The 26,292-nt window shown below is 68.9% G+C and carries 21 protein-coding genes and 4 pseudogenes; 6 read left to right on the top strand and 19 right to left on the bottom strand.

Annotated features, from left to right (window positions below; all coding sequences use genetic code 11):
- Positions 1–114: 114 nt before the first annotated feature.
- The 3 genes from ACSJDS_RS19250 (at position 115) to iadA (ending at position 3,269) form a co-directional block, all read left to right on the top strand.
- Complete coding sequence (locus tag ACSJDS_RS19250; protein WP_473034632.1) at positions 115–882, top strand: transporter substrate-binding domain-containing protein; 768 nt, start codon at positions 115–117, stop codon at positions 880–882.
- Positions 883–1,257: 375 nt separating this feature from the next.
- Positions 1,258–2,043: a transporter substrate-binding domain-containing protein gene (locus ACSJDS_RS19255; RefSeq protein WP_473034633.1), complete on the top strand. Its 786-nt coding sequence runs from the start codon at positions 1,258–1,260 to the stop codon at positions 2,041–2,043.
- A 77-nt stretch (positions 2,044–2,120) separates the two neighbouring features.
- The gene (gene iadA, locus ACSJDS_RS19260; RefSeq protein ID WP_473034634.1) at positions 2,121–3,269 is read left to right on the top strand and encodes a beta-aspartyl-peptidase; all 1,149 of its coding nucleotides are present in this window, start codon (positions 2,121–2,123) and stop codon (positions 3,267–3,269) included.
- Between the two features lie 7 nt (positions 3,270–3,276).
- Here iadA and cadR read toward each other — a convergent pair whose 3' ends face one another.
- Positions 3,277–3,732 carry a Cd(II)/Pb(II)-responsive transcriptional regulator gene (gene cadR / locus ACSJDS_RS19265; RefSeq protein ID WP_473034635.1) on the bottom strand — a complete coding sequence of 152 codons (456 nt, stop codon included), beginning with the start codon at positions 3,730–3,732 and terminating at the stop codon, positions 3,277–3,279.
- Positions 3,733–3,857: 125 nt separating this feature from the next.
- Here cadR and ACSJDS_RS19270 point away from each other — a divergent pair, with 125 nt between their 5' ends.
- A complete protein-coding gene (locus tag ACSJDS_RS19270; RefSeq protein WP_473034636.1) occupies positions 3,858–6,176 on the top strand; it encodes a heavy metal translocating P-type ATPase in 2,319 nt (772 codons plus the stop codon).
- Here ACSJDS_RS19270 and ACSJDS_RS19275 read toward each other — a convergent pair.
- The 16 genes and pseudogenes from ACSJDS_RS19275 to ACSJDS_RS19350 form a co-directional block, all read right to left on the bottom strand.
- Positions 6,060–7,259, bottom strand: a complete 1,200-nt coding sequence (locus ACSJDS_RS19275; protein WP_473034638.1) for a cation:proton antiporter — start codon at positions 7,257–7,259, stop codon at positions 6,060–6,062. The genes ACSJDS_RS19270 and ACSJDS_RS19275 overlap by 117 nt on opposite strands.
- 61 nt (positions 7,260–7,320) lie before the next feature.
- A complete protein-coding gene (locus tag ACSJDS_RS19280) occupies positions 7,321–8,361 on the bottom strand; it encodes a putative bifunctional diguanylate cyclase/phosphodiesterase (RefSeq protein ID WP_473035082.1) in 1,041 nt (346 codons plus the stop codon).
- Positions 8,244–9,647, bottom strand: a complete 1,404-nt coding sequence (locus ACSJDS_RS19285) for a diguanylate cyclase domain-containing protein (RefSeq protein WP_473034639.1) — start codon at positions 9,645–9,647, stop codon at positions 8,244–8,246. Before ACSJDS_RS19285 ends, ACSJDS_RS19280 begins: the two co-directional genes overlap by 118 nt.
- 84 nt (positions 9,648–9,731) lie before the next feature.
- The gene (locus ACSJDS_RS19290) at positions 9,732–10,559 is read right to left on the bottom strand and encodes a cytochrome b5 domain-containing protein (RefSeq protein ID WP_473034640.1); all 828 of its coding nucleotides are present in this window, start codon (positions 10,557–10,559) and stop codon (positions 9,732–9,734) included.
- Complete coding sequence (locus tag ACSJDS_RS19295; RefSeq protein ID WP_473035083.1) at positions 10,556–10,918, bottom strand: hypothetical protein; 363 nt, start codon at positions 10,916–10,918, stop codon at positions 10,556–10,558. Before ACSJDS_RS19295 ends, ACSJDS_RS19290 begins: the two co-directional genes overlap by 4 nt.
- Positions 10,919–11,013: 95 nt before the next feature.
- Positions 11,014–11,886: pseudogene (locus tag ACSJDS_RS19300) on the bottom strand (ferric reductase-like transmembrane domain-containing protein); the annotation flags it as partial.
- Between the two features lie 189 nt (positions 11,887–12,075).
- Positions 12,076–13,191, bottom strand: coding sequence for a 5-(carboxyamino)imidazole ribonucleotide synthase (locus ACSJDS_RS19305; protein WP_473034641.1), 1,116 nt, complete (start codon positions 13,189–13,191; stop codon positions 12,076–12,078).
- A gap of 11 nt (positions 13,192–13,202) precedes the next feature.
- The gene (gene purE / locus ACSJDS_RS19310; RefSeq protein WP_473034642.1) at positions 13,203–13,709 is read right to left on the bottom strand and encodes a 5-(carboxyamino)imidazole ribonucleotide mutase; all 507 of its coding nucleotides are present in this window, start codon (positions 13,707–13,709) and stop codon (positions 13,203–13,205) included.
- Positions 13,710–14,058: 349 nt separating this feature from the next.
- Positions 14,059–16,079 (bottom strand): annotated as a pseudogene (locus ACSJDS_RS19315) (TRAP transporter permease).
- Between the two features lie 8 nt (positions 16,080–16,087).
- Positions 16,088–16,603 (bottom strand): DUF1850 domain-containing protein, encoded by a 516-nt coding sequence (locus tag ACSJDS_RS19320; RefSeq protein ID WP_473034643.1) that lies wholly within the window; start codon positions 16,601–16,603, stop codon positions 16,088–16,090.
- Between the two features lie 28 nt (positions 16,604–16,631).
- Positions 16,632–17,591 (bottom strand): TAXI family TRAP transporter solute-binding subunit, encoded by a 960-nt coding sequence (locus tag ACSJDS_RS19325; protein ID WP_473034644.1) that lies wholly within the window; start codon positions 17,589–17,591, stop codon positions 16,632–16,634.
- A gap of 164 nt (positions 17,592–17,755) precedes the next feature.
- Positions 17,756–18,842 (bottom strand): annotated as a pseudogene (locus tag ACSJDS_RS19330) (NnrS family protein).
- Entirely contained in the window at positions 18,830–18,964 is a 135-nt protein-coding gene (locus ACSJDS_RS19335; protein WP_473034645.1) for a hypothetical protein, read from the bottom strand. The pseudogene ACSJDS_RS19330 and the gene ACSJDS_RS19335 overlap by 13 nt, the downstream one beginning before the upstream one ends.
- 28 nt (positions 18,965–18,992) lie before the next feature.
- Positions 18,993–19,982 (bottom strand): ABC transporter substrate-binding protein, encoded by a 990-nt coding sequence (locus ACSJDS_RS19340; RefSeq protein ID WP_473034646.1) that lies wholly within the window; start codon positions 19,980–19,982, stop codon positions 18,993–18,995.
- Positions 19,983–19,986: 4 nt separating this feature from the next.
- Positions 19,987–20,718: an ABC transporter ATP-binding protein gene (locus ACSJDS_RS19345; RefSeq protein ID WP_473034647.1), complete on the bottom strand. Its 732-nt coding sequence runs from the start codon at positions 20,716–20,718 to the stop codon at positions 19,987–19,989.
- 1 nt (position 20,719) lies between these two features.
- Positions 20,720–21,448 (bottom strand): ABC transporter permease, encoded by a 729-nt coding sequence (locus ACSJDS_RS19350; protein ID WP_473034648.1) that lies wholly within the window; start codon positions 21,446–21,448, stop codon positions 20,720–20,722.
- A gap of 568 nt (positions 21,449–22,016) precedes the next feature.
- Here ACSJDS_RS19350 and ACSJDS_RS19355 point away from each other — a divergent pair.
- Both ACSJDS_RS19355 and ACSJDS_RS19360 read left to right on the top strand, forming a co-directional pair.
- Positions 22,017–22,517 carry a TonB-dependent receptor gene (locus ACSJDS_RS19355; protein WP_473034649.1) on the top strand — a complete coding sequence of 167 codons (501 nt, stop codon included), beginning with the start codon at positions 22,017–22,019 and terminating at the stop codon, positions 22,515–22,517.
- Between the two features lie 71 nt (positions 22,518–22,588).
- Positions 22,589–23,794 (top strand): TonB-dependent receptor, encoded by a 1,206-nt coding sequence (locus ACSJDS_RS19360; protein WP_473035084.1) that lies wholly within the window; start codon positions 22,589–22,591, stop codon positions 23,792–23,794.
- A gap of 33 nt (positions 23,795–23,827) precedes the next feature.
- Here ACSJDS_RS19360 and lhgO read toward each other — a convergent pair.
- Both lhgO and glaH read right to left on the bottom strand, forming a co-directional pair.
- Positions 23,828–25,023: pseudogene (gene lhgO / locus ACSJDS_RS19365) on the bottom strand (L-2-hydroxyglutarate oxidase).
- Between the two features lie 110 nt (positions 25,024–25,133).
- Positions 25,134–26,114 carry a glutarate dioxygenase GlaH gene (gene glaH / locus ACSJDS_RS19370; protein WP_473034650.1) on the bottom strand — a complete coding sequence of 327 codons (981 nt, stop codon included), beginning with the start codon at positions 26,112–26,114 and terminating at the stop codon, positions 25,134–25,136.
- Positions 26,115–26,292: the final 178 nt, after the last annotated feature.

Here is a 26,292-nt window from a genome sequence, read left to right on the forward strand (position 1 = left end):
AAACAGGCGTTGGCAAAACCGCGTCTGAGGGCTTTCTCGCCCTGCGCAGCTGCGCTAAATTCTGGCGCGACGTCACCCGATCGGTGGACGAACGACTACAAAAGGAAACCAACGATGAAAACACTGCTGACTGTCTCAATTCTCGGCGTGGCGCTGGCCGCAGGCACCGCCCAGGCCCGCGACTACGATCACGTGCGGTTCGGCGTCGACGTGCCCTACGAGCCGATGGAGTACCGTGACGCGGACGGCGAACTGACCGGCTTCGACATCGAGCTGGGCAATGCCCTGTGTGCCGAGATGGGCGTCACCTGCGAGTGGATCGAGCAGGAGTGGGACGGCATCATCCCGGGCCTGCTGGCGCGCAACTACGACGCCATCATGTCCTCGATGACCATTAACGAAGAGCGTCGCCAGACCGTGCTCTTCTCCGACCCCTACATCACCATTCCCGGCGCCTGGTTCGCCCCCGCCGGCAGCGAGATCGGAGCGATCAACGAGGAGACCCTGGCCGACAAGAGCATCGGCGTGCAGCGCGGCACCACCTTCGACAGCTACGTCACCGACAACTACGGCGGCGTCGCCAGCATCAGCCGCTACTCCACCGCCGACGACATGGTGCTGGACCTGCAGGCCCAGCGCCTGGATCTCGTCTTCCTGGAGTTCATCGTCGGCCAGGTCACCCTGCTCGACGCCCGCGAGGGTCAGTTCCAGGTGGTCGGCGAGATGGTCACCGAGCCGGAAGAGTACTTCGGTGAAGGCTTCGGCATCGCCTTCCGCCAGCGCGACGAGGCGCTGGCCGAGCGCTTCAACGAGGCACTCGCCACGCTGAAGGAAGACGGCACCTACGATGAGATCTACCAGCGCTACTTCGGCGACGAATAAGCCCCGCGCCGTGTGCTCCCCTTCCCCGGCCACCGGGGAAGGGATTGACACCACTGCGTCTCTTGTGGAAAGTCAAACCGTCACCATCGCATCAGGACAGCGTCCATGATCGATTGCCAATCCCCGTCATCGCGCGAAGTCTACCGCTGTTACGTCGACAGCTTCTACCTCAGCGAATGGTTCGACGAATAGCCTTCCCCGGCAGCCGTCCAGGCCGCCATGGCACGCCCGTGCCCGGTTCGTGAGACGCCGCCCGAGCGGCGGCACATCGGCGCGACCCCGGTCGCATCCTCGCCAACCAAAACTCGCCCGTACCCGCGCTACCGCGTGGCCGGACAATACGTGTCACCCAACACCTTCACGGGAGAAAGTCCCATGCGTCATATGACCCTGCTGCTCGCCGCTACCCTGACCGCCGGCCTCGCCGCCGGCAGCGCCCAGGCCCGCGACTATTCCGAGATCCGTCTCGGCATCGACCTGCCCTACGAGCCCTTCATGTACCGCCAGCCGGACGGCACCCTGACCGGCTTCGAGATCGAGCTGGGCGAGGCCGTCTGCGACTATCTCGAGGCCACCTGCGTGTGGGTCGAGCAGGACTGGGACGGCATCATCCCGGGACTGCTGGCGCGCAACTACGACGGCATCATGTCCTCCATGGCGATCACCGAGGAGCGGGCCCAGCGGGTTCTCTTCTCCGAGCCCTACTACACCACCCCCAGTGCCTGGTTCAGCCTGCAGGGCCGGGAGGTCGACATCGCCGATCGCGACAGCCTTGAAGGCCTGGTGGTGGGCGTGCAGCGCGCCACCCTGCAGGACAACTATGTCTCCGAGCTGTACGGCGACCTGGTGGAGATCCGCCGCTATACCAGTGGCGATGACGTGCTCAACGACCTGCGCGCCGAGCGTCTCGACCTGACCTTCCTCGACGCCCCGGTGGCGGAGTCGCGCATGGATCTCGAGGCCGACGACTCCCGCTTCCAGCGCGTCAGCGACTTCATCAATCAGCCCGAGCACATCTTCGGCCAGGGCGTCGGCGTGGCCTTCCGCCCCCGCGACCGCGATCTCGCCGAGCGTTTCAACGAGGCGCTGGCCGCCCTCAAGGAGGATGGCACCTACGATGAGATCATGGAGCGCTACTTCAACTACGATATCAAGCTCTGACGGAGTAGCTCTCCGCGACCCCGCCAGCGCCGGCCGCCCCGGCGCTGGCGCTTCTTCATCCGCGACCGGACGCCGCCATGCTGACGCTGCTCAAGAATACCCACCTTTACGCCCCCGAGCCCCTGGGACTCTGCCACCTACTGATCGCCGACCGGCGCATCGCCGCCGTAATAGCGGACGGCGAGCCGCTGCCCGCCAGCGGCCCGGGCGTCGAGACGGTCGACCTGGCGGGACGCCGGGTGATTCCCGGCCTGGTGGACCCCCTGGTGCACTTCATCGGCGGCGGCGGCGAGGGCGGCTTCGGCACCCGCACCCCGGAGCTCAGCCTGGAGGATGCCCTGGCTTCCGGCGTCACCACCCTGGTCGGCGCCCTGGGCACCGACGCCCTGACCCGCACCCCGGCCAACCTGCTGGGCAAGGCCCGCGAGCTCGCCGCCGGCGGGCTCACCACCTACTGCTACACCGGCTCCTATCAGCTGCCGCCGGTCACGCTGACCGGCTCGGTGGGCAGCGACATCCTGTTCATTCCCGAGTTCATTGGCGTGGGCGAGGTCGCGATCAGCGACCATCGCGGCTCCCAGCCGGCGGCGAGCGAACTGGCCCGGCTGGCCGCCGAGGCGCGCACCGCCGGCATGCTGGCGGGCAAGTCGGGCATCGTCTTCATCCATACCGGCGATGCCCCAACGCACCTGGAGCCGCTGCGCGAGGCGGCCCGCCAAAGCGCCATCCCGCTGGCCCAGTTCCTGCCGACCCATATCAACCGCACCCCGGAGCTGTTCGAGGACGGCGTACGCTTCGCCCGCGAAGGCGGGCGCATCGACTTCACCACCAGCACTACCCCGGCGCTGCTGGCCGGCGGCGAGGTCCCCGCCGCCGAAGCGGTGGCTCGCGCCCTGCACGCCCGGGTGGAGCCGTCGCGCATCACCCTCTCTTCGGACGCCAACGCCTCGCTGCCGCAGTTCGACGAGGCGCGCCGCTTCGTGGGCCTCGAGCCCGGGCGGCTATCGAGCCTGTTCGCGGTGCTCGGCCAGTGCGTCAACGACCACGGCATCGCCCTGGAGCGCGCCCTGGGCATGGCCAGCGGCCACGCCGCCGACGCCCTCAAGCTCACCGCCAAGGGGCGTCTGGCCCCGGGCTGCGACGCAGACCTTCTGGTATTAAGCGACGGCGAGTGGGCCATCGACGAGGTATGGGCCTTGGGGCGGCGGGTGTTTCGGCGCGGCTAGCCGCCAATCAACCCCCTCCATGCGGACCCGGCACATGGCTCGGCTCATGCGACTCGGCAAGCCGTTCCGCCACCGGCTGAGCCAGCTCCTGGAGGATCCCACAGTGGCTGGAGTCGGTCTCGCCGTTGCAGCGAGAGCGTAGGATGACGAGGGCCTCGCGCAGCGCCTGCAGCTGCTCGATGCGCGCCTCGACGTGAGCCAAGTGTTCATCGATCAGGCCGTTCACCGCGTTGCAGGGTTGGCGCGGATGGTCATGGTAATCGAGCAGGGTGCGGATCTCCTCCAGCGTCATGTCCAGCGTACGACAGTGGCGGATGAAACGCAGCCGCTCGACGTGGGGCGCCGCATAGAGGCGATAGTTGCCGCTGGAGCGGGCGGGCTCGGGCAACAGCCCCTGGCGCTCGTAGTAGCGGATGGTTTCCACCGCGCAGCCGGTGCGGCTGGCCAGCTCACCGATCTTCATGTGAGGCCTCGCATGGTCTTCTCGGAAGTACTTGGGGAAATGCTCTAGAAATTGACGTTTCCGACTTGACTCTGTAGTTGCTACAGGGTGTGTCATCAGCCTATACGATGACACGGAGTCCCGCCATGACCGAACGCAACGGCTGCTCGAGCTGCACACCGGCACCGCCCGCCCCGGGCCGGGCCGGGCGCAACGATCCGCCGCCCGGCACCCAGGCGCTTCGCCTGCACATCGAGGCGATGGACTGCCCCACCGAGGAAGCGCTGCTGCGCCGGGCGCTGGGCGACACGCCGGACATCGAGAGGCTCGACTTCGATCTGGTCAATCGCGTGCTGACGGTGCATCACCGCCACGTCACGGAAGACGCCATCGAGCGGCGTATCGCCGCCACCGGCATGACCGCGCGCCGCCACGAGCCGTCCCAGCGCACGCCGACGGCCAGCAGCGAGGAGAATTGGTGGAAGCTCGGTGCCGCCGCGATACTGGCGCTGACCGCCGAAGCCAGCGACTGGCTGGCGCTGGCCGAGCCGTGGCTGGCCGCTGCGCTGGCGCTGACGGCCATCGCCCAGGTCGGCCTGCCGACCTGGAAGAAGGGCTTCATCGCCCTGCGCCATCGCACGCTCAACATCAATGCCCTGATGAGCGTGGCGGTGACCGGCGCGCTGCTAATCGGCCAGTGGGCCGAGGCGGCCATGGTGCTGGTTTTGTTCACCCTGGCCGAGCGCATCGAGGCGCGCTCACTGGGCCGCGCGCGCAACGCCATTCGCGAGTTGCTTTCGCTGGCGCCGGAAAGCGCCAGCGTGCGCCAGGCCGATGGCGCCTTTCGCAGCATGCCGGCCAGCGAGGTCGCCGTGGGCAGCCTGGTGCGGGTGCGCCCCGGCGAGCGTCTGGCGCTGGACGGCAGCGTGGCCGAGGGCCACCCGGCGCTGGACGAATCGCCCATCACCGGCGAAAGCCTGCCGGTGGACAAGGCACCCGGCGCCGCCGTGTTCGCCGGTAGCGTCAACCAGGGCAGCGAATTCCTCTATCGCACCACCCGGGCGGCGAGCGACACCACCCTGGCGCGCATCATTCACACCGTGGAGCAGGCCCAGGCCAGTCGCGCCCCCACCCAGCGCTTCATCGATCGCTTCGCTGCGGTCTATACCCCGGCGGTTTTCGCCATCGCCCTGCTGGTGGGCTTCACCTGGCCGTGGCTGTTCGGCGTCAGCTGGCTCGAGGGCATCTACCGCGCCCTGGTGCTGCTGGTGATCGCCTGCCCCTGTGCGCTGGTGATTTCCACCCCGGTCACCGTGGTCAGCGGCCTGGCCGCGGCCGCCCGGGCGGGCATCCTGGTCAAGGGCGGCCACTTCCTGGAGCAGGGGTATCGACTTACCGCCATCGCCTTCGACAAGACCGGCACCCTGACCCGGGGCCGCCCCTCCCAGCGGGCCTGGCACCCGCTCGACGGCACGCTGGGCATGCCCGGCCGGGAGCGCCTGCGAGCGCTGGCGACAGGCCTCGCCGTGCGCTCCTCGCACCCGGTGTCGGCGGCCCTGGCCCGCGCCGCCGAGGCCGATGGCGTCGACCCGCTGGAAGTCAGCGACGTGCGCGAACTGCCCGGCCGCGGCGTGACGGCTAGTTACGATGGGCGCAGGCTGTGGCTCGGCAACCGCCGCCTGATGCAGCAGTTCTCACCGATCGAGGAAGCCCTCGATGCGCAGCTCGCCGAGCACGAGGCCCGGGGCGAGACGCTGGTGATCCTGGGGGAAGAGACACGCCCGCTGGCCCTGTTCGCCGTCGGCGACCCGCTGCGTGAAGAGAGCCGCGAAGCCATCGGGGCGCTGCATCGGCTGGGCGTGACCACGCTGGTGCTCAGCGGCGACGATCCGGCCAGCGTAACCTCGGTGGCGACCCAGGCCGGCATCGACGAGGCCCATGGCGCCCTGCTGCCGGAGGACAAGCTGGCGATGATCGAGGCGCGGGCTCAGCGGGGACCGGTGGGCATGGTGGGCGACGGCATCAACGACGCCCCGGCGCTGGCCCGCGCCGATATCGGCTTCGCCATGGGCGCGCTCGGCAGCGATGCCGCCATCGAGACCGCCGACGTGGCGCTGATGGACGATGACCCGCGCCGCCTGGCCGACTTCCTGCGTCTTTCACGGCGCACGCGAGCGGTGCTGGTACAGAACATTGCCATCGCCCTGGGCCTCAAGGCGGTGTTCATGGCGCTCGCCTTCACCGGCCACGCCACCCTGTGGATGGCGGTGTTCGCCGACATGGGCGCCAGCCTGATCGTGGTGGCCAACGGCCTGCGCCTGTTGCGCCGTGTGCCGAGACGGGCTGATTCAGCGCAGCACGCGTCGGATCAGGAAGGGCCCGATCAGCTCGAAGACCACGGTGGAGGCCACCACCGCCGAGAGCAGCAGCGTGCCGTGCTCGGGGAATCGCTCGACCACCAGTAGCGCCATGCCCATGGCGATGCCGGCCTGGGGCGTCAGCGCCAGGCCGATATCGTGGGGCAGCTCCTCCCGGCGCCGCATGGCGCGAACCCCCAGGGCACCGCCCAGATAGCGCCCGGCCAGGCGCAGGGCGATATAGGCCAGGGTCAACCACAGCGCGCTGCCCAGATAGCCCAGGTCGACTTTGGCCCCGGAGAGCACGAAGAAGAACACCAGGAAGGGCCATTCGATGTGCTCGATCTCACGAAACGAGCGGGTATGGTGGGAGGAGAGGTTGGCCACCAGCGCCCCGGCGAACATCGCCGCCAGCAGTCCCGAGACCTGAAGCCAGGTGGAGAGTCCGGAGAGCAGCAGGATCAGTGCCAGGGCCTCGACCTGGGTCGGCTCCCCGGGCCGCAGCCGCCCGGTCAACCAGGCCGCCGGCAGGCCGATGGCCGCCCCCAGCAGCAGCGCGCCGCCCAGCTCCCAGCCGGCGTGAGCCAGGGCCAGGCCGCCCTCGCCGGTCAGCTGCCAGCCGAGCAGCGCCATGGCGACCCCGAACAGCAGTATGCCCCAGGCATCGTCGATGGCGACCATGCCCATCAGCAGCCGTGCGCGAAGCCGCGTGTCGCCGCGGGCATAGACCTCGTCGGTGATTTCCGCCGGCTCGGTGGCCACCGAGATAACGGCCAGGCTGAGCGCCACCACCAGCGGAAAGCCCAGCAGCAGCAGACCGAAGCCGACCAGCAGCGCGCCGCTGAGCACGATGGCCAGGGAGATGCCCACCAGCAGCCATCCGTGCCGCCGCAGCCGTGTCAGGGTCAGCTCGCCGCCCAGCAGAAACGACACCAGCACCAGGGCCAGGTGAATCAGCGGCTCGCCGAGTGCGCCCAGGGGCTCGCTTCCGTCATGGTCCAGCAGCAGCTGCTGGACCAGCGCCAGCGCCACCCCGACCAGCACCAGCAGCGAGATACGTGGCAGCCCCAGGCGCCTGGCCAGGGCATCGACGCCGATGCTGACGCTGAGAATCACGCCCAGCAGAATCAGGTTGCCCGTTGCCACGCCGACCTCGGCGGTCGGCCATTGCCAGGGGTCGCTTGCGGTCATGGGATGACCTTAGCCAGCCAGCCCCATGAAGTACAGCGGCCGGGCCGGCGAGACGGGGCGCTCACGGCAGGAAGGCGTCGTCCGGTGCCAGCAGGCGCTGAAAGTCGGCCTCGGCCATCGGCCAGTGGAAGTAGAAGCCCTGGAAGTGGTGACAGCCCCGAGCCTCGAGAAACGCCAGCTGGGCGGCATTCTCGACCCCTTCCGCCACCACCGCCAGGCCCAGATGGTCGGCCATGACCAGCACCGTCTCGACGATGGCGGCATCGTTGGGGTCGCTATCCAGCTCGCCGACGAAGCTGCGATCGATCTTGAGCTCGTCCAGCGGCAGGCGCTTGAGATACATCAGCGACGAGAAGCCGGTGCCGAAGTCGTCCAGGGCGAGGCGCACGCCCAGGCGCTTGAGCGCACGCATGCGCTCCACGGCCTCCTCCAGGCTGTCGATCAGGATGCTCTCGGTGAGCTCCACGGTCAGTCGGCCCGGGTCGACGCCATGGGCCGCGAGCGCCCCTTCCACGGTGGCCACGATGTCCGATTGGACGAAGTGTCGCACGCTGATATTCACCGACAGCCGCGGCAGGGCCGCCGCCGGCTGCCGCCCCAGCAGCGCGCAACAGGTATCGAGCATCCAGGTCTCGAGCTCGACGATCAGATCGCTCTCCTCGGCGATGGCGATGAAGACCTCGGGCGAAACGGGGCCCTGCACCGGGTGCCGCCAGCGCATCAGCGACTCGGCCGCGAGAATCTCGCCGCCCCCGCTCACCTGAGGCTGGAAATGCATGGCCAGCTGCCCCTCGGCCAGCGCTCCGCGCAGCGACTGCTCCATCTCCAGCCGCCAGGCGACCTGCTCCTGCATGGCCGGCTCGTAGCAGCAGATCCGCGCTCGGCCGCGCGCCTTGGCCTGGTACATGGCGGTATCGGCGTGGCGAAGCACGTCGCCCACCGTCTCGTCGCCGAAGGGGAAGAGGGTATAGCCGATGCTGGGCGTCACGCTGAGGCGCTGCCCTTCCAGCTCATAGGGCCGGCGCAGCGCGGCAAGCAGCTCGGCGACACGCCGCTCCACCGCGTCCAGATCGATCTCGCCGCGCTCGGCCAACGTCGGCACCAGCACGACGAACTCATCGCCGCTGAGGCGGGCCGCCAGGTCCCCGCCCCCAGGCTGGCCTGCAGCCGCTGGCTGACCTGTCGCAGCAGCTCGTCGCCCACCGCATGGCCCAGGGAGTCGTTGATCATCTTGAAGCGGTCCAGGTCGAGGAACATCACCAGCCCCTGGCGTTCGTCCTCTCGCCGGGCCTCGAGCACGCTCTCCAGGGTCTCGATCAGCAGGCGTCGATTGGGCAGCTCGGTCAGCGCATCGTAGTAGGCCTGGCGATGGATCACCGCTTCGGCCCGCTTGCGCTCGCTGAAATCTTCGATGATCGCCACGCCGCCCACCACCTCGCCGTCCTCGCTGCGCAGCGCATTGTAGAAGGCCCGCAGTGGCGTCGATTTGCCGCTGTTGACCGCCTGATAGTCGCCCTCGAAATAGCCGACGCCCTTGTCGAGGGCGTCGCGCACCGCGGCCACCACCCGCTCATCCCGGGCATGACGCAGGAGGTTGAACCCCACCAGCCGCCGGCGGCGGGTGCCGAGGATCTCCAGGCACTTGTCGTTGCAATCGCGGATCTCGCCGTGCCGGTCGAAGTGCATCACCCCCAGCGGCGTATGGCGGAAGATGGTGCGGTAGCGGGTCTCGCTGTCGCGCAGCTGGTGCTCCCGGGTGGTCACCGCCAGACGCAGGGCGATATTGTCGCCGATGATGCCGCTCAGCCGCTGACCGGTCACCAGCAGCAGCCCCAGGAACAGCAGCACCATGGCCGAGAGCAGCCAGGCCAGGGAAGTGCCCTGCAGCAGGAACTGCCCCAGCAGCGGCAGCAGCACCGGCAGCACGAACAGCGGTGCCACCCACGGCACGGCGGCGAGGGTCATCACCCCGCCGGCCGCGATGCCGGCCAGCACGATGGTCAGCGCCACCAGCTGGCCGTGGTGCTCCATGGTGAACATCAGCACCCCCGCCAGCCCCCAGACCACCCCGGCAAGTCCGGCCCCCAGGGCGAACCGGCACAGCCAGCGCCGCTGCCGGCGCCGCCGCCTGGGTAGCGCCTGGAAATGCCGGGCCAGCCACAGCCGCAGCCCGGACACCGCCACCAGCGCCGCCAGCCAGCCGATCAGCGGCCCGGCGGGCATCACCGGCCACATGGCGGCCACCAGCAGCAGGGCCGCCAGCACGCTGGTCAGCACCGGCTGCCAGAGCCGCTCGTAGAGCAGACGTACCTGTTCGTGACAGAGCTGTCGCCGGAGAGGCGAAGGCGAAAGTGGCGGCATGCCGAGCCTTAATTTGGCGTTAGACATTGTAGCGCTATCTTTACAGCATGCCGCCCGGCTTGGCGAGGCCGGCGCCCTCAACGGACTCGGCCGCCGGCTTGACCCAGGTCATCAGGGCCAGCTGTAGACCCCGCGGTTCAAGGCATCGCGGATCGCCGAGATCAGCTTGGCGCCGCGCAGGGTGGCCCCGCTATAGCCGTCGATGTCATCGGCCAGCCGCTCGGGCTCATAGAGGGCAAAGATGGCGGTCACCGGCTCGCCCTCCAGGCGCTCGAGGATCTGGCGATGCTGTTGCAGCACCGGATAGAGCGCCTCGCCTTCCTCCATGGCCAGGTAGTCATCGTCTCGATAGGCCAGGTGACGGAAGGCGAGCCGGGTGAAGCGGCCATCCTCGAGGTCGAAGGTGATATTGACCTGGATGATCCCGCGATCGATGAACACGCCGCGATAGTGGCCATCCAGCGGCAGGCCCAGCAGGGCCCGGTGCAGCCGCTCATCCTCGGCGGGCGAGAACCGCGCCTCGTCGGGGGCGGTCTCCTCGGGGGCGGCCTCGGGTTCGACCGGCTCGCCCTCCTCATCCACCAGGCGGCCGATCAGGTACTCCTCGAGCATCGCCTCGGCCCGCGGGCTGTGGGGTACCCCGGGGCGCTTGTTGTCCCAGCCCTCGGTGGACTCCCGGCCGCACCACTCGAGGATCACCGCCTCATCGGTGGGATGGTCAGGCACGTAGTCGGTGATGTCGTAGACCCGGCCATGAATCGCCTTCCAGCAGCTCTGTGCATCGTCGTGCTCGGCGAGCTCGTCCAGGGTGATCGGGTCCAGCGCCTCGTCATCGGTCTTGTCGCGCTCGTTGCTGGAGAGCGCGCTCACCGAGACCAGGGTCATTAGGCTCGCCACGAAGGCGATGAAAGCGGAGTAGGCAATCTTGTGAATCGTCATAGGAAATCGAAGACCTCGCTATGGATGCGTGAGGCGGGCACCCCCTGCTCGGCCAGCAGCCGCTGCAGGTGCGCATTCATGGCGGGAGGCCCACAGAGGTAGATCTCCCGCTCGGTGAAATCGGGGCAGTGCTGGCGCAGGAAAGCCTCATCCAGGCGTCCCCGCTCTCTGGAGTAGTGCTGAGTGAAGGTGAAGCCCTCGACTCGCTCGGCGATGTCGGCCAGCTCCTCTCGATAGTAGGCACGGGGCTCGTCGTTGGCCAAATAGAGCAGCTGGACCCGTCCCTCCACACGCCCCCCGCCGCCAGGTCCCGGGCACCGCCCACGAAGGGGGCAATGCCGATGCCGCCCCCGATCCACAGCTGATCGCGCTCGGGGAAGCGCCGGGCATAGAACTCGCCGTAGGGGCCCTCGATCAGCACCCGGGTCTCGGGCGTCACGCGCTGCAGGGCGTGGCTGGCATCGCCCAGGTCCTTGATGCCGATGCGCAGGCGCGAGTCCGAGGGCGCCGAGGCGATGGTGTAGGGGTGCTCTTCGCCGCGCCCGGCGGAGAGCGTCTCGTCCAGCGGCGAGAGGTAGACGAACTGCCCCGCCTCATGGCGGATGCCGCTACCCTCGGGGCGCAACACCAGTTCCACCACACCCCGGGCCAGGGGCTCCACCGCCTCGACGCGGTAGGGATGGCGCGCCACCCGGGGAGAGACCAGCTTGCGCCAGACGATGGCGCCCAGCCCGGCCAGCCCCAGCAGCCACCAGAGGGCGGTTTCGCCGGCCAGCCCCAGCAGCCACCAGAGGGCGGTTTCGCCGGCCAGCAGCAGGGCGTGCCAGAGTGCCAGCAGCAGCGCCGCCGCGGAGACCAGGTGCAGCCGCTTCCAGCGCTGGTAGTGGGGCTGGCCGAAGAAGTCGAAGGTGGGCGCCAGGAAGATCACCATGGCCAGCCAGGCGAGCCAGCCCAGCCAGATCGCCCCGTGTGCGGGGGGCGGGAAGAGAGTAGCCACGGCGGCGTCCAGGGAGGCCGGCACCGCCGCCAGGCCCAGCGCCAGGGCGTGGATCATCACCAGGATAAAGGCGCCGAAGCCCAGCCAGTGGTGCAGCCGCCAGAGCCGGGCCAGCCCGCCGAACCAGCGATCCGTGCCCGGCAGGCGGATGCTCACCGCCGCCGCCAGCAACATCATGGCCAGCCCCAGGATGCCGGTGGCTTGCCCGACCCAGGTCAGCCACCGCTCGGGCGGCCCGGCAGGGCCACCCAGGCGCGGCAGCGCCACCAGCAGTGGCAGCAGCAGCACTGCAATCAGGGCAAGATCGCCCAGTCTGAGCCATCGCCACATGGCGCCTCCCCTCGCCGACACGCCTTCTGCAAGTGTCGTCGATCAACAGCCGGCTTCAAGGTCGAGCGACAATTACCCAGCTTCGATTGATCTCAGTCAGCCATTGGCGAGACGCTCGACTGAAGGCAGCCGGCCCCGCTCATGGCGGGGCCGGGGGGCGTGGCGGGAGGCATCGTGCCGGGCGCCGGGCTACTCGAAGCTGAAGCGCGGCTCGGGGGCATCGGGCAGCAGGGCCGCGCAGGCGCGCACCCGCTCCATCAGCGCCTCATGGGTCGGCGCCACCAGGTTGACGTGGGCCAGCTTGCGCCCGGGGCGCTCGCGCTTGTCGTAGCGGTGCAGGTGGGCGTCCGGCAGAGCGAGAATCTTTGCTGAGTCGCCCTCGCGGCCGATCACGTTGAGCATGCAGGTGGGCAGGCGCGCCGCGGTGTCGCCCAGCGGCAGGCCCTGGATGGCGCGCAGGTGGTTCTCGAACTGGCTGGTCACCGCCCCGTCCAGGGTCCAGTGGCCGGAGTTGTGCACCCGGGGCGCCATCTCGTTGGCCAAGAGGCTGCCGTCGGCGCACTGGAAGAGCTCCAGGGTCAGCACGCCGACATAGTCGAGCTCGTCGAGCAGCGCGCGGATATAGCCGTCGGCGGTCTGCTGCACGCCGTCGTCCAGGTCGGGCATGGGGGCGATGGAGTAGCGCAGGATGCCGTCCACGTGCTGGTTCTCGGCCATGGGGTAGAAGGCCACCTCGCCGTCGCGGCCGCGCACCGCGATGATCGACACCTCGCGCACGAAATCGACGAAGGCCTCGACGATCAGCTTGGGATGGTTGATCGAGCGCCACGCCTCGGCCGCCTCGGCAGGGTCGCGGATCACCGCCTGGCCCTTGCCGTCGTAGCCCTCGGTAACCGACTTGGCCACCACCGGGCAGCCCAGCTCCCGGGCCGCGGCTTCGAGCTCGTCGGCGTGCTCCACCAGGCGATAGGCCGGGGTGGGAATGCCCAGGCGGTCGAACAGCGCCTTCTCCTCGGCGCGGTTCTGACAGACGCGGATCGCCTCGCTTCCGGGATAGACCGGCTTGACCTCCTCGATGGCCTGGATCAGCGCCACCGGCAGATGCTCGAACTCATAGGTGACCAGGTCGACCTTGGCCAGGAAGTCATCGAGCAGATGGTGCTGGTCGGTGTAGACCATGACGTCACCGATGCCGGCGCTGGGGTGGCCGGTGGTGTCCAGGAAGGTGAAGCGATTGGCCAGGGGATAGCCGGCCAGGGCCAGCATGCGGCCGAGCTGGCCGGCACCCAGGACGCCGATATTCATGGGTTGCTTCCTCATTCGCTGGGACGGGGATCCGGGTTGTCGAGCACCGTCTGGGTCTGCTCGGCGCGGAAGGCCTCTACCGCGGCTCGCACCTGCGCATCCTGCAGGCCGACGATCTGGGCGGCCATCAGCCCCGCGTTGGTGGCGCCGGCCTTGCCGATAGCCAGCGTGCCCACGGCGATGCCGCCGGGCATCTGCACGATGGAGAGCAGAGAGTCGAGCCCCTTGAGGGCCTTGGATTCCACCGGCACGCCCAGCACCGGCAGCGCGGTCTGGGAGGCCACCATGCCCGGCAGGTGGGCCGCTCCGCCGGCGCCGGCAACGATCACCGAAAGGCCCCGCTCGGCGGCACTCTTGGCGTAGTCGAACAGCAGATCCGGCGTGCGGTGGGCGGAGACCACGCGGGTCTCGCAGGGCACGCCCAGCCGCTCGAGCATCGTCACGGCGTGTTCCATCACCGGCCAGTCTGACTTCGATCCCATGATCACGCCGACCTTCGGCGACTGTTCGGACTGCATAGACGGCTCCCGAGAATGGTGCAGAAAAGCGAAGGGCAGGTATTCTAACGGCGCCCGCAGGCGCCGTCATCTTGACCAGTCGGGCAGCAAGCAATCGACAACGGCTTGCTCGGGGCTGATCTGCAGGCAAGCCTGCAAGCGGGGCCGGCCTTCCGGGGGCGCTGTAAACCCCTCCCTGGGCGCTACCGGCGCCCAACTGCGCTCCCTCATCCTGCTCCGCTTGTTGGACCGGGGCTGGCCATCCATGGCCAGCCCGTTCGGAGCAGTGCTCCTCACCCATGGCGCAGGACCTCCTTTTCGGCTTACCTCCAGCGCCCCTGGCTTTTCGTCGCTGTGCTGACCGGCGCAGTCACGTCATCCCGGCTCCGGCCGAGTGAATTTCCCGCCGGCTGGCCAGCCAGTTGCCGCCGATGGCCAGCACCATCACTGCCACCCCGCTCACCTCGAAGACGAGGCTCGGATAGAACACCGCCACGATGGCCGGCACGATGGCCAGACGCGGCAGCCACGACATGCGGGTGAACAGATAGCCCTCCAAGGCCGCGGCGAAGGCCCCCAGGGCGAGTATCGCGATCACGCCGTTCCAGATCACCACCTGCCAGGGCCCGCCGACGATGATCTCCGGATTGAAGACCATGAACATCGGGATCAGGTAGAGGCCCTTGGCGAACTTCCAGGCCTGGAAGCCGGTCTCCATCGGCTTGCTGCCGGCAATGGCCGCCCCGGCGAAGCCGGCCAAGGCGATCGGTGGCGTCACGTTGGAGTCCTGGGAATACCAGAACACCACCAGGTGGGCGATCAGCAGCGGAATGCCGAACTCGGCGGTGAGCGCCGGGCCGACCAGCACGATCAGCACGATATAGCTGGCGGTCACCGGCAGGCCCATGCCCAGCACCAGGCTGGCCAGCAGCACCATCACTAGCGCCAGCACGATATTGCCGCCGGAAAACGCCATCATCATGGCCGAAAACTTCAGCCCCAGGCCGGTGAGACCGACGATGCCGACGATGATGCCGGCCACCGCACAGGCCAGGGAGACCGCCACGGCGTTGCGCGCGCCCAGCTCCAGCCCCTCGGTCAGCTTGAGAAAGCCGGCCCAGATCACCCGCCCGGTGCTGGCCAGGGTGACGGGCTGGCCCTGCCGGGGCGCCACGAAGAGGAACCAGATGGCGTAGCGCAGCGCGGCCACGGCGACCATGGTCACCACCGCGTAGAAGCCCACCCGCATCGGCGACATGTGCATCGCCAGCAGCCACACCAGTACCGCCAGCGGCAGCAGGAAGTGCCAGCCCTCGCGCATGACGTCGCGCATCTGCGGCAGCTCGCTTCTGGCCATGCCCTGCATGCCCTGCTTCAGGGCGATGATGTGCACGAACAGATAGACGGTGGCGAAGTACATGATCGCCGGCAGGATGCTCACCTTGACCACGTCCAGATAGGGGGTGTTGGTGTACTCGGCGATCAGGAAGGCCCCGGCGCCCATCAGCGGCGGCATGATCTGCCCGCCGGTGGAGGCGGCCGCCTCGATGCCGCCGGCCTGGTGGGGCTTGTAGCCCAGGCGTTTCATCAAGGGGATGGTGAAGGCGCCGGTGGTCACCACGTTGGCGATGGCGCTGCCCGAGATCGAGCCCATGCCGGCGGAGGCGATCACCGCGGCCTTGGCCGGCCCGCCACGCTGGCGGCCGGTGGCGGCGTAGGCCAGGTCGATGAAGAACTTGCCGGCACCGGTGCTCTCGAGGAAGGCGCCGAACAGCACGAAGACGAAGATGAAGGTGGCCGCCACCCCCAGCGGTAGGCCGAAGATCCCCTCCTGGCCCAGGTAGAGCTGGCCCACCACCCGGTCGATGTTGTAGCCGCGGTGCTCGAGGATCCCCGGCAGGAACTGGCCGAGCCAGGGCAGCTCGCCCCGCGGCCCGGCGAAGGCGTAGAGAATGGCGATCACGCCGATGATGGTCATGCCCAGGCCCACCGCCCGGCGGCTGGCCTCCAGCACGGTCACCACGGCAATGCAGCCGACGAGGATATCGGTCTGGCTCCAGAAGCCGGCGCGACGAATGATCTCGTCGAGATAGAGCACCAGGTAGCCGCCGGTGATCAAGGCGCCGGCAAAAAAAGCCGTATCGATGGCCAAACCCAGCGCGCCGCGCTTGCGGTGGGGCCGAAGACCGGAAAGATCAGGAAGGCCAGCATCATGATCAGCATCAGGTGAATGCTGCGCTGATAGAACAGGCCCAGCGGCTGGATGCCGGCGGAGTAGAGCTGGAACAGCGACAGCCCCACCGCCACCAGGGTGATCAACCACAGGATCGGGCGGGGCTGGATGGCACTGCCACCGGGCACGGTAACCTTGGGGGTGGTCGTTTCGCTCATGGCGTCTCTCAGGGGGTGGAATCAGGGAGGCGCAGGTGGATCGTTACCCGCTCGCCCGCCGCCAGCTCGCTCAGACTGAACCGGCGGCCGTCGTGCAGCAGTCGGTGGTTGACCTCCGGGGAGCCGACCCGCAGGCGGTAGCGATTGCCGGGCACTGGCTCATCGATCTCCTCGATCCAGTAGCCGCCCGCACCGTCGGAGACCTGGCGACCGCGGCCCGGCACATGGCCGAGCCCGGCGGCAAAGTCCGGCTGGTGGCTACGCTCCAGCACCATTCTTCCCTGAACATGGCGATAGCAATCCTGCACGCGGATACCGGTGACGGAGTGGTTCCACTCCAGGCACCAGGGCTCGCCTTCCGGCATTGGCAGCACGACCAGGCGTCGGCCGTCGTCATGGTGCACTTCGAGCTGCGCCGCATCGGCCCAGGCCGCTGTACTGGCGCCACACAGCACCAGCGCGCACAAAGTCGCCGCCCCGAAGGTGCGGCGACTCTGCCTGACGAATGCAGCGCAAATACCCATGCGGGACGTCGCGCCAGCGGTGGCTTGATTACTGGCGCTGGTGGTCCTGGACCTCGGCCCCCACTTCCTCGTAATAGCGCAGCGCACCCGGGTGGAAGGAGATCGGCGTGGAGTTGACGCTGAACTCGACCGTGGTGTCGTTGGCCGCCGGATGCACAGCGATCAGCTCGTCGGTCTGCTCGAAGAGAATCCGCGTGATCTGATAGGCCAGCTCATCGTCCATCTCAGTGCTGACCGCCAGCACGTTGGGAATGCTGATGGTCTGCACGGCTTCGTCCATGCCCTCGTAGAGACCGGCCCGCAGCTCATAGGCGGCGAATACCGGCTCCGCCTCGCGGGCGTTGGCGATCTCCTCGTCGGAGAAGCCGATGAGGCGGATGTCGCGGGTGGTGGCCAGGTTGAGGATCGAGCTGGTGGGCGGCCCCACGCTCCAGAAGCCGGCGTCGATGTCGCCGTCGCGGATGGCGTCGGCGGTCTCGTTGAAGTTCAAGCGCTGGGGCGTGAACTCGTCGTAGCTGATGCCGTTGGCTTCCAGCAGGGCGCGGGCGTTGAGCTCGGTACCGCTGCCCGGCGCGCCGACCGAGACGCGCTTGCCGCGCAGGTCATCCAGGCTCTGGACGTCGGAGTCGGCCAGGGTCACCAGCTGGACGGCGTTGGGGTAGATGGAAGCCAGGGCACGAATGTTGTCGAGCTGGCGCCCCTCGAAGTCACCGGTGCCGCTATAGGCCTGGAAGACGGTGTCCGCCAGGGCCAGGGCGAGGTCGGAATCGCCGCGCCAGACCAGCCCCATGTTTTCCACCGAGGCGCCGGTGACCTCGGCCACGGCGCTGGCCCCCTCGATATGGTTGTTGATCAGCTCGGCAAGCCCCCCACCATAGGGGTAATAAGTACCACCGGTGCCGCCGGTGGCGATGGAAAGCTGCTGTGCTGCTGCCAGCGGAGCCGTGACCAGCAGGGTGGCTGCCGCAGCGTATTTGAGAGCTCGCATGGATTCCTCCGTCCTGAAACCGGATCGTTTATGGTTGTTCCTGGGGTGCGTGTCAGGCGAACCCGACCGCTTCCCGACAAAAGCTAGCACGCCCCTGCGTCGAGGCGCTAATCGCCAGTTTCTACGTTTTCCGGAATTTTCGGCAATCCCACCAAGGTCGTTGGTCAGCCAGGCAGGCCATCGGGGCGAGCGCTGAGCAGCATCCGCGCGTAGCCCACCGCATAGCCCAGGAAGGCCAGCAGCCACAGCGCCGCTGCCCCCGCCACGCTGGCCACCAGGTACTGCTGGGGCCACAGCAGCGGTACGCCGGTACGCAGCGCCGTGCCCAGCAGCAGGCAGGCCAGCGCCAGCCAGATCAGCCGTGGCAGCGCCAGGGGCCGCCCGGTATGGCGCAGCCCGGCGATGCAGAAGACCGCCAGCACGGCGGTGCCGATGGCCCCCAGGAAGAGCGCGTGCCGGCCGGCATAGGCCGGCAGGTTCTCCACCAGCGCCGTGACGCCCACCAGCACCAGTCCCAGGGTCAGCCACACATAGGCCAGGGTCAGCAGCAGCAGGTAGAGCCGCCCCATGGCGCGACCCCAGGGCCACTCGGAGAGGCGGTCGGCCTGGGCCGCCGCCGCGGCCAGGGCGATCCAGCCGGTCACCGGGTGCCCGCGCGCCAGGAAATCCGCCAGGGCGAACAGGCAGAGCGTGGCCACCGCCAGGTGCTCACGGGCCGGCGTCAAGCGCAGCGGCCGCTCGCCGCCGCTGGCCTTCAGGGCCGCCATGGCCACCACCCGCACGATGCGCGTGGCGGTCACCGCGATCATGATCAGCAGCAGGTTGGCCGCCAGGTGCAGCGGGTCCAACAGGCCGAACGGCAGCGGCAAGGGCCCGAGCCAGGCCAGGTAGAAGCCCAGCTGGGCGGCCAGAAAGCCCCCAGCAGAACCCCCAGGCTGAGGTGGCGGCGCCCCTCCGGCGACAGCAGCGCCGGCAGCGCCCAGCCCAGCACCACCAGCGGGAAGGCCAGGTTGACCGCCGCCACCAGCCACCCCGGCAGCCCGCCGGCCAGCCAGAAGGCGACACGCCCGACCAGCCACAGCATCACCAGCCCCGCCAGGGGGCGCCGGTCAGCGGCTCGATCCTGACCCAGGAGGGCACCGCGGTGAGCAGGAAACCGGCCAGCGCCGCAGCCACGAAACCGAACAGCATCTCGTGGCCATGCCAGGCCATGGGCGGCATGCCCAGGTCCAGGCTCATCACCTGCAGCATGCCCCCACCCAGGGCAGCAGGGCCAGCGGCGCATAGAGGGCCGCCAGCAGGAAGAAGGGGCGGAAGGCATAGGCCAGGATCGGCAGTCGCGGCGGGACGGCACTCGCCAGAGAGGTGCTCATGTCAGCTCCTTGTGCTCGGGGGAACGGATCAGGCGTCGGCCAGATAGAAGGCATCGTCCGGCAGGCCGCCGCCGATGAAGCCGCTCGACAGCTCGGCCAGGGCGGCAAAGAAGGCCTCCAGCGCCGGGCGGGCCTGGGCGGCCGGCTGCATCTCGAGTCGGGTGCGGGCGATAGCGCCCTCGAACACCGGCGCCGACAGCGGCGAATGCTCGGCCCCCAGGCGGGCCGCGGCCGCCGGCTCGGCGCCGATCCAGGGCACCGCCTCGGCCACGGCCGCCTGCACGGCGGCGATCCAGTCGGGGTGCGCCTCAAGCAGCTCACGGCGGCAGATCACCCCGGCCTGGGGCAGCGCCGCCGCGCCGCCAGTGAGCCGCGCCCACTCCTGCTGCAGGTCCAGCTCGCCCGGCTCGATGCCCAGCGAGGCGCCCTGCAGGCGAGTGGCGGTGCGCATCGGCTCGGGGAGCACGGCGGCGTCCAGGCGGCGGGCGAGAAACATCTGCACCGTCTCGAAGGGGCTGGCGTGGTAGGTGATGCGCAGGTCGCGCCCCACTTCGAGCCCCTGGCGCGCCAACAGGTAGCGCAGCACCAGGTCGGGCATATCGCCGCGCCAGGGCACCCCCACATGGCGCCCGGCCAGGTCGGCCAGGCTATCGAAGGGCTGGGGCAGCGACAGCATGCCCAGGGTGCCCCAGACGTTGACGTTCATCAGCACCACCGGCACCCCGCGATTGTAGAGGTTGGCCGCTACGTTGGTGGGCGTGGCGGTCAGCTGCACCTCGCCACCGGCGATCCAGGCGCGCAGCTGGTCGGGGTCACGCCAGGCGCGAAGCTCGGGCTCACCCGCCAACGCTTTCAGGCGCTCGTCCGCCAGCGCCCGGGCCAGGATCAGCTGGGGCAGGCCCAGCGGCGTGGCCGCCCGCAGGCGGGGTGGCGCGCCCAGGCCGATCGCGGGGACCGCCGCCAGGGCGGCAGTGGCGGCGGCATACTGCAGCAGCCGACGACGGGACAGGTCGTTCATGACGTCACCTCTTGGGGTCGAAACAGGAAACTCTCGGCCACCGCGGGATGGCGCAGCAGCGCCCCGGCGGCCTCATAGAGAAAGGCGGTGTCGCGCTCGGCGAAGGGCCGGGCGATGCGCTCCTCGTGGACGATGCGCCCCGGCGCGGGGACAGCACCACCACCCGGTGACCCAGCCGCAGCGCCTCGGTCAGGTCGTGAGTGACCATCAGCGCCGCGATCCCCCGGCGCCCCAGCAGGTCCAGCAGCAGCGCCTGGGCCTCGCTGCGCAGGCCCACGTCCAGGGCGCTGAAGGGTTCGTCGAGCAGCAGGCAGTCGGCCTCCACCGCCAGCGCCCGGGCCAGGGCAACGCGCTGCTGCATGCCGCCGGAGAGCTCATGGGGAAAGTGGTCGTGGCGGTCGGCCAGCCCCAGCTCGGCGGCCAGAGCCCGGGCACGGGCCAGGCGCTCACCGCGCGGCACGCCCATCGCCTTCAGCCCCAGGGCGATGTTGTCGAGCAGCCGCCGCCAGGGCAGCAGGCGCCCCTCCTGGAAAACCACGGCACTGCGCCGGAAGCCGTCGTTCACCCGCCCTTCCGTGGGGGGTACCAGGCCGGCGGCGATACGCAGCAGCGTGGTCTTGCCGCAGCCGGACGGCCCCACCAGGCACACCGACTCCCCCGGCGCCACCGTCAGGCTCACCCGGTCGATCGCCCGCCCCATGCCGAAAACATGGCCGATACTCTCAAGCGACAGCATCTCAGTGCCCTCCCCGCCCGGCCTGCCGCCAGGGCTCCATGCGACGCTGCAGCGGCCGCAGCAGGCCATGTTCGGCGGTGAGCAGCAGCGCCACCACCAGTACGATCCAGGCCATCGCCGCGGCGGTGTCCAGGTTGACCCGGGCGATGGCCAGCCCGGCGCCGATACCATCCTCGGTGGCGAACAGCTCGGCCATGACCGCCACCTTCCAGGCCACGCCCAGTGCCGTGACCAGGGCCGGGAAGACGTAGGAGACGATGTGCGGCAGATGGAGGTCGACCAGCCGCATCAGCGGCGGCACCCGGAACACGTCGGCCATCTCGCGCAGTCGGCGATCCAGCGTCAGGGTCCCCATCTGGGCGCCGGCAAAGGTCACCGGCAGGGTGGTAGCCATGACCGTGTAGATGGTGGCCATGGAGCCGCTGCCGAACCACAGGATGGCCAGCACGATCCAGGCGATGGGCGGTATTCCCAGCAGCACCGTGGACACCGGCTCCAGGGCGCGCCCCAGGGTGCGCGAGAGCCCCGCCAGGATGCCCAGCGTCATGCCCGCTAACGCGGCCGCCAAGAAGCCGAGCATGGCCCGCCAGGTAGTGGCCCACACGGCCGAGGCCGCCTCCCCTTCCTGCCATAGCCGTGCCAGGGCCGCCAGCGCATCCCGCGGCCCCGGCAGCAGGAAGCTGCCGTAGGCCAGGCTGCCCCACTCCCACAGCGCCACGAACAGCAGCACCCCGGTGAGGCTGCCCCCCAGCCGAGGAGCGTTTCGACGCCCCGCGTCGGCAATGACCGCTTCATGTGCATCTCCATAGGGAAAACAAGAATGATTCGACTTTACCGACAAGCGACGGCTGCCGTGTTGATGCCGGTCAATCGGCGCTCGGCTCTCGGCATATCGCGTCGTGACAGCGAGGGGCGACACCCGTGACACAGATCAAAACAGGAATCATTATAAAATGCATTATATATACCTCTAATCCAAGGAGGTCCTACATGCACCCGTCGATTCTCCCGTCCCGACGCACCCCGCTCGCCGTCGCCATTGCCCTCGTCGGCGCCATCAGCCTGCCCGCCCCGGCCGAGGAGAGTGCCCAGCCGCTCGCCACGCTTACCGTCACCGCCAAGGGCTATGAGGCCGACACCCTGGACACCCCCAGCGCTACGCTACGCCTGGATGCCGATCGGGTGCCGGTCGCCGACAGCGTGGGCAGCCTGTTCCGTGGCCAGCCCGGCACCGCCGTGCAGAGCGACGGCGCCTGGGGCAGAATCCGGTGCTACGGGGATTGCAGAAAGAGAGCATCGTGCTGCAGGTCGACGGGGTGCGCCTCAACTCGGCCCAGCCCGCCGGCGCCCTGGCCTCCTTCGCGAGCCTGGGGCTGCTGGAGAGCGTCGAGGTGGTCAAGGGACCGGGGGCGGTGCTGCACGGCAGCGGCGCCCTGGGCGGGGCCGTGAACCTGCGCACGCCGCAGGCGGAGTTCACCGATGCCCCCAGCGCCCAGGGGAGGTTCAGCGCCAGCGCCGGCAGCGTCGACGACAGCGTCGGCGGCGGTGCGATCCTGCAGCTCTCCAGCCCCGATCACGCCCTGGTCCTGGGTGCCACCGGCCGCGACCTGGGCGACTACGACACCCCCGAGGGGCGGGTCGAGAACAGCGGCTTCCGCTCCGGCGCCTTTTTGGCCAAGTACGCCTTCCGCCTGGCCGAGGGCCACCGCCTGCAGCTTAACCTGCAGCATCAGGAGGATCGCGACGTCTGGTACCCCGGCTCGACCAAGCAGGCCCCGCACCGGCACTGGGGCTGCTGACCATCCATTCGCCGCGCCAGGAGCGGGAACTCTATGAGCTGAGCTACCAGGGCGAGGTCGGCCCCGGCACCCTGGAGGCGAGCCTCTACCGCCAGGAGGTGTTCCGCCAGATTCGCGCCTGGTCGAGCGGCCTGGAGCGCAACCAGGTACGCAACGATGTCACCTTCACCACCGACGGTCTTCGCACCCAGTACCGCCTGCCGCTAGGCGAGCGCCACCTGCTGACCCTGGGGGCCGAGACCTGGGAGATGACCGGCGACCCCCAGCGCTTCCGCTTCCAGGGGGCGAGCAATGATGAGGTTGCCAGCTCGCCCTTCCGCAACGGCAGCATCGAGAGCCGCGGGCTCTTCGTACAGGACGAGGTGATGTTCGATGACTGGACGCTGATGCTGGGTGGGCGCTACGACAGCGTGACCGGCGACGCCGATCTCAAGGGCAGCGGGCCCAACGCCACCACCGAGGGGTTGAAGAACACCAGCGACACCCTTTCCTGGTCGCTGGGCGCCATCTACAACGCCTCGCCGCTGCTCAACCCCTACGTCAGCCTGGGCTCCGCCTACCGCGCCCCGGACATGCGCGAGCGCTTCGAAGACGCCGAGCGCGGCGACGGCTACTTTCATATCGGCAACCCGCAGCTCGACCCCGAACGCTCCACCAGCCTGGAGGTCGGCCTGAAGGGGCGCAGCGAGCGCGGCGAATACCACCTGGCGGCCTTCCATACCCGCATCGATGACTATATCGCCGGGCGCATCACCGGCATGACCAACCCGCAGGGCACGCCGATCAAGCGCACCGAGAATCTGGACCGGGTGGAGATCCAGGGCGTGGAGGCGGGCTTCGCCCTGCCGCTCGACGCCTGGGTCGACGGCCGGGACTGGGCGCTGGATGGCAGCCTGACCTGGCTGCGCGGCACCAACAAGCAGGACAACGAGCCGCTCTTCCAGATGCCGGCCCCGGAGGCGACGCTGGGCATCGGCCAGCGCCCCGAGCTGGGCTTTCACTGGCATGCCCAGGTGCGCGCCGTGGCTCGCCAGGACCGCACCGCCGACGTCTTCTCGGGAGGCACCGAGCCCTCCACCCCCGGCTTCGCCACGGCCGATCTCAGCCTTGGCTGGCGCTTCGGCGATACCGGCGGGCTGTCGTCACTGGCGGTGGGTCTGGAGGTGAACAACCTCTTCGACCGCGGCTATCGCGAGCACCTCACCGACCAGCCGGCCGGCGGCGACCTGCTGGCCCCGGGCCGCGGCGCCGTGCTCACCCTGCGCGGGCGCTTCTGAGGCCTGGTCCCGGCGCCGCGGGCCCTGGTGCCATCAGACCTCCGCCATCGCCTTCACCTGCTCGACGATATGGGCGCCGATGGGGATGGCGGAGGTCGCCGCGGGCGACGGCGCGTTGCCCACGTTGAGGGTGCGCCGCGTCTTGACGAACAGGAAGTCGTCCACCAGCTTGCCGTCCCGGGAGACCGCCTGGGCGCGCACGCCCGCCGGATAGGGCTCGAGATCCTCCAGGGCCAGGCTCGGGCAGTACTTGCGCACCAGCTCCAGATAGCCGCGCTTGTAGAGGGAGTTCTTCATCTCGAAGAGCCCGGGACGCAGGTTCCTGGCCAGCACTTTGAGGATGCCCGGGTTAGTGGCCATCTGCGCCAGATCGGCGAGCGAGACGTCACGCTTGCGGTAGCCCTCGCGCTTGAAGGCGAGCACCGCGTTGGGCCCCACGGTGACGCTGCCGTCGATCATCCGCGTCAGGTGCACCCCGAGGAAGGGCATGGAGGGGTCGGGAATCGGGTAGATCAGGTGGTTGACGATGCGGTTGTGCTTCTCCGGCAGGCGGTAGTATTCGCCGCGGAAGGGACAGATGGTGAAGCCCGGGTCCTGGCCCAGCAGGCGGATCACCCGGTCGGCCATCAGCCCCGAGCAGGTCACCAGATGGCGGCCGGTGAACTCGCCGCCGCGACTCTTCACCACCACCTCCTGACGACGCTCCTCCAGGCCCGTCACCTCGCAGCCGTAGCGGATCTCGCCGCCCATGCGCTCGAACTCGGCGGCCATGGCCCGGGTCACCGCGGCGTAGTCGACGATGCCGCTGGAGGGCACGAAGATGCCGCCAAGGCCGGTGATGTTGGGCTCGCGCTCGGCCAGCGCGCTGCCGGAGAGCCACTCCCGCTCCAGGCCGTTGGCCTCGGTGCGCTCCCAGAGCGCCTTCATGCGCTCCATCTCCAGGTCGTTGGTGGCCACCAGCAGCTTGCCGCAGGTGTCGTAGGGAATGCCGTGGGCCTCGCAGAACTCGACGGTGGCCCGGTTGCCGGCCAGGCAGAAGCGCGCCTTGAGGCTGCCCGGGGTGTAGTAGACCCCGGCGTGGATCACGCCGCTGTTGTGGCCGGTCTGGTGCATGGCCGGCGCGGCCTCTTCTCCAGCAGCAGCATGCGCCGGTCGGGATAGGCCTGCTTGAGCTGCATGGCGGTGGACATGCCCAGGATACCGCCGCCGATGATGATGAAGTCGTGCATCTTGTCTCTCCCGCTGAATGCGCTCGCTGGACACGCGAAAGCCACGCCGCGAAGGCGTGGCAGGGTTCATAGCATGACAACCGCCGGGGCTGCCGTCACCTCTGACGCCATCACACCTGGCGGGGGTTGCGCAGGGTCTTGGCGTGGGTGAAGTAGCCGCGCTGGCGCATCAGCTCGCGGCGCAGATCGGGGTGCGGCGTGAAGCGGTCGCGGCCGTGCAGCCAGAAGTGGTTGTTGATCAGCAGGAAGCTGCCGACCGGGTTGGGCAGGGAGACGATGGCCGGGCTGTTCTCCAGCGACTCGGAGAGATCGGTCAGCCAGTTGCCCTCTTCATAGTCCTTGGGCTGCACGAACTGGTCGATGTAGGCCATGACCGGACGCCCTTCGCAGTCCACGTCGAACACCGGGTGGAAGACGTCGCGGGCAACGTTCTTGCTGGGCGGCGCGGTCCAGCGCATCGGGCGATGGGCCAGCGGATGGGCGAAGAACTGCTCCAGGCCTTCCCAGTCGTCCAGGTGCAGCAGCAGGGAGTTGCCACCCGCCATGTTCTGCTCGTCGATCTTCATCATCAGCACGTAGTCAGTGTCCTGCTCGACGAAGGTGCCGTCGTTGTGCAGCTCCATGACCCGGTGCGGCTGGCGCAGGTAGGAGTCGGAGTTGTCGACGTTCTTGACCACGAAGCGCGCATAGTACTGGCCGCTCATGGCGTCGTAGTTGGAGCGTCCCATCAGGTGGGCCACGGCGGTGGACACCTTGACCATCTCCTCGGCCTGCTCCACGGAGTCGAGCCCCTCCATCACCACCTGGAAGCCGCCGGTGGCGCGATCCACCAGGGTGTTGACCAGCACCGGCTGCAGGGTGTTGTCGCACAGGTCGTCGAGGATCTTCGCCACGCGGAAGCGCAGCATCGACTTGTACTCCAGCGCCTGCACCGGCCACTCGGCCACGGCCTCCAGGAAAGCGCTGACCACCTCGCCGGAGAGCGTCAGCTGCAGCAGGCGCGGCGAGGCGGCAGACGGCGCCAGGGTGAAGCCGCGGATGTCGGTGGGCAGCGGCATGGCGGTATCGGGAAGCTGGGTGAGAACGGTCATGTCAGGAGCTCCGGGTTGTTATGGGGGACGAGGACTGCCTCTTAAAAATATCTACATTCTTCATTTTTGTCAAAGATACTGCATTGTGTAGATTGACCGCCCAAAGAAAAAAGCCGAGACCCGGCGTGGGTCTCGGCAAAGCATGTCGCCTCCTGTCGGAGGCGCTCACTCACTCGAC

The sequence above is a fragment of the Halomonas sp. SL18_1 genome, assembly GCF_055755715.1.

What these genes read in the sequence shown, in the direction of transcription:
- ACSJDS_RS19320 (WP_473034643.1), bottom strand. Translation starts at nt 16,603, where the DNA reads ATGGGTATTTGCGCTGCATTCGTCAGGCAGAGTCGCCGCACCTTCGGG.
- ACSJDS_RS19340 (WP_473034646.1), bottom strand. Translation starts at nt 19,982, where the DNA reads ATGAACGACCTGTCCCGTCGTCGGCTGCTGCAGTATGCCGCCGCCACT.
- ACSJDS_RS19345 (WP_473034647.1), bottom strand. Translation starts at nt 20,718, where the DNA reads ATGCTGTCGCTTGAGAGTATCGGCCATGTTTTCGGCATGGGGCGGGCG.
- ACSJDS_RS19290 (WP_473034640.1), bottom strand. Translation starts at nt 10,559, where the DNA reads ATGACGATTCACAAGATTGCCTACTCCGCTTTCATCGCCTTCGTGGCG.
- ACSJDS_RS19305 (WP_473034641.1), bottom strand. Translation starts at nt 13,191, where the DNA reads ATGAATATCGGCGTCCTGGGTGCCGGCCAGCTCGGCCGCATGCTGGCC.
- ACSJDS_RS19335 (WP_473034645.1), bottom strand. Translation starts at nt 18,964, where the DNA reads ATGAGCACCTCTCTGGCGAGTGCCGTCCCGCCGCGACTGCCGATCCTG.
- purE (WP_473034642.1), bottom strand. Translation starts at nt 13,709, where the DNA reads ATGCAGTCCGAACAGTCGCCGAAGGTCGGCGTGATCATGGGATCGAAG.
- ACSJDS_RS19285 (WP_473034639.1), bottom strand. Translation starts at nt 9,647, where the DNA reads ATGTCTAACGCCAAATTAAGGCTCGGCATGCCGCCACTTTCGCCTTCG.
- ACSJDS_RS19270 (WP_473034636.1), top strand. Translation starts at nt 3,858, where the DNA reads ATGACCGAACGCAACGGCTGCTCGAGCTGCACACCGGCACCGCCCGCC.
- iadA (WP_473034634.1), top strand. Translation starts at nt 2,121, where the DNA reads ATGCTGACGCTGCTCAAGAATACCCACCTTTACGCCCCCGAGCCCCTG.
- ACSJDS_RS19255 (WP_473034633.1), top strand. Translation starts at nt 1,258, where the DNA reads ATGCGTCATATGACCCTGCTGCTCGCCGCTACCCTGACCGCCGGCCTC.
- ACSJDS_RS19250 (WP_473034632.1), top strand. Translation starts at nt 115, where the DNA reads ATGAAAACACTGCTGACTGTCTCAATTCTCGGCGTGGCGCTGGCCGCA.
- ACSJDS_RS19325 (WP_473034644.1), bottom strand. Translation starts at nt 17,591, where the DNA reads ATGCGAGCTCTCAAATACGCTGCGGCAGCCACCCTGCTGGTCACGGCT.
- ACSJDS_RS19275 (WP_473034638.1), bottom strand. Translation starts at nt 7,259, where the DNA reads ATGACCGCAAGCGACCCCTGGCAATGGCCGACCGCCGAGGTCGGCGTG.
- glaH (WP_473034650.1), bottom strand. Translation starts at nt 26,114, where the DNA reads ATGACCGTTCTCACCCAGCTTCCCGATACCGCCATGCCGCTGCCCACC.
- cadR (WP_473034635.1), bottom strand. Translation starts at nt 3,732, where the DNA reads ATGAAGATCGGTGAGCTGGCCAGCCGCACCGGCTGCGCGGTGGAAACC.